The sequence below is a fragment of the Actinosynnema sp. genome (genome assembly GCF_052038725.1).
Genome location: NZ_JBQGCX010000171.1, coordinates 1 through 2,632 on the forward strand (window position 1 = coordinate 1; position 2,632 = coordinate 2,632).

At 70.2% G+C, this 2,632-nt stretch carries 1 protein-coding gene; it reads left to right on the plus strand.

Going from position 1 to position 2,632, the window contains the following annotated elements; translation table 11 throughout:
- The first annotated feature begins 28 nt into the window (after window positions 1-28).
- Window positions 29-2,518, plus strand: a complete 2,490-nt coding sequence (locus ACTUAL_RS03200) for a transglycosylase domain-containing protein (RefSeq protein ID WP_440899217.1) — start codon at window positions 29-31, stop codon at window positions 2,516-2,518.
- The last annotated feature ends 114 nt before the right edge of the window (window positions 2,519-2,632 follow it).

The window sequence follows — 2,632 nt, forward strand, 5'->3', positions numbered from 1 at the left end:
TCCCCCCGGTGGCCCCGTGCGGCCCCCCGTGCCCCCCGGCGGTCCGCGGCGCCCCGGCCCCGGCGGCCCCGTGCCGCCCGGCGGGCACCTGGGCGCCGGCGGTCCCGGCGGTCCGCGCCGCCCCGGCGGCCCCGGCCCCGACCGCAGGCCCGGCGAAGAGCCGACGGACATGCTCCCCGCGCTCACCCCGCCGCCCCCGCCGAAGCGCGAGCCCGACCTGCTCACGCACCGCGAGGCCGACGAGGAGATCGACGCCTTCTACGAGGGCGACGAGGACGACTACGACGACGAGCTGACCGACGACGAGGAGCGCGCCCTGCGCCGCAAGAAGATCTGGCGGCGCGTCCGCCGGGTCTCCTACGTGGCGCTCGGCCTGATGATCCTGTCGCCGGTCGTCGCCTTCGCGATCGCCTACCAGGTGATCGACGTCCCGAACCCGGAGGACGTGGCCGCCAAGCAGGGCAAGGCGATCACGCTGCTGTACTCCGACGGCTCCCCGATGACCACGATCGCGGACAGCGGGTCCAACCGGTCGATGATCACCTACGAGGAGCTGCCCGAGGTCGTCAAGAACGCCGTCTTCGCCGCCGAGGACCCGACGTTCATGACGAACCCCGGCTTCGACTTCACGGCCATCGCCCGCGCGGTCTGGTACCAGGTCAAGGGCGGCGACAGCGGTGGTTCCGGCCTGACGCAGCAGTACGTCAAGAAGGCCACCGAGGACGAGTCCGCGACCCTCACGCGCAAGTTCAACGAGATGGTCCGCGCGTACAAGATGTCCAAGCAGCAGAAGAAGGAGGACATCCTCGCGGCCTACCTGAACACGATCTACTTCGGCAGGTCGGCGTACGGCGTGAAGACCGCCGCGAAGATGTACTTCAACAAGGACCTCAAGGACATCTCGCAGACCGAGGCCGCCCTGCTCGCCGGCATGATCCAGAACCCCGGCCGCTCCGAGGAGGCGGAGTACGTCAAGGGGCGCTGGGAGTACGTCCGGGGCCAGCTGCTCAAGAACAACATGATCGACCAGGCCACCGCGGACTCGATGCAGCAGCCCCCGATGGCGCCGCTGGAGGAGGTCACCGAGAACGCGCTGAGCGGTCCCAGGGCGTTCATCCAGCAGCAGGTGTTCTACGAGATGTCCAGGGAACCGATCGGGATGACCCAGGAGGACGCGGGCCGCAAGGGCGTCGTCATCCACACCACGATCGACCAGAAGATGCAGCAGGCCGCCGAGGACGCGGTCAACGAGGTCATGAAGGGCGAGCCCGAGGAGCTCAAGACCTCGCTCACCGGCATCGACCCGAAGTCCGGCGCGGTGCTCGCCTACTACGGCGGCTCCGACGGCATGGGCCTGGACTACGCCACCGGCACCATCCAGGAGGCGGGCTCGTCGTTCAAGCCCTTCGACCTGGTGGCGGCGCTGGAGGACGGGTTCGGCCTCGGCTCCCCGTTCGACGGCGTGTCGCCCAAGTCGTTCCCCGGCATGGACACCAAGATCCGCAACGCCTCCGACCCCACCAACTCGTGCGGCCCGGAGTGCCCGCTGCGCGAGGCGATGAAGCTGTCGCTGAACACCGTGTTCTACGACCTGGTGTTCAACCACACCGGCGCCGAGGCGGTGGCCGAGGCGGCGTGGGCCGCGGGCATCCCGAAGCAGGTCACGGTCGGCGGTCAGAAGTTCGACACCCTGCTCGGCGAGGGCGGCGCCAAGCCCAACACCGGTATCGCGCTGGGCGGTGACGTCGCGCGGGTGCGCCCGTTCGACATGGCCTCGGCCTACGCGACGTTCGCGGCGCGCGGTGTCCACCACGAGCCGTTCTTCGTCTCGAAGATCACCGACTCGTCGGGCGAGACCATCCTGCACCAGCACATCGACGACAAGCGCGACGCCTTCGACACGACCAACTCCCAGCTCAACCGGGACATCGCGGACAACGTGACCGAGGCGCTCAAGCCGATCCCGCAGCACTCGAAGATCGCGTGCGCGGGTGGCCGCGAGTGCGCGGGCAAGACCGGGACGCACGAGCTCCCGGACGACGCCTCGCAGAACTCGAAGGCGTGGATGGTCGGCTACACCAAGTCGCTGTCGGCGTCGGTGTGGATGGGCCGCAACGAGGGCAACGTGGCGCTGAAGAACGCCGCGGGCAGCCCGATCTTCGGCAGCGGCCTGCCGGGTCAGATCTGGAAGAAGTTCATGGACAAGGCCCTCGACGGCACTCCGAAGGAGACCTTCGACAAGGCCAAGCCCCTGGGCCAGTACAACAACCCGGTGAAGACCTCCTCGGCGAAGCCGAGCACGCCGTCCTCCGCGCCGACGTCCTCGACGTCCAAGAGCCGCGAGGAGGAGGAGTCGAGCGCTCCGCCGACGTCGCGGAACAGCAACACCCAGTCGGTCCCGACCCGCCCGACCATCACGTGCCTGCCGGGCATGTGCCCGCCCGACCCGAACCCGACCGGGGGTCCGAACCCCGATCCGGCGGTCGGCGGCGGTGGCCGGAACGACGGCGGAGGCTGACCGCACGCCCGCTGACGAGGGGCGCGCACCCCCCCACCGGGTGCGCGCCCCACCCCCGTTACGGGCCCGCCCGGACCCCCGCAGCGGGGTGGCGGTCCGTCGCCCCGAGCAACC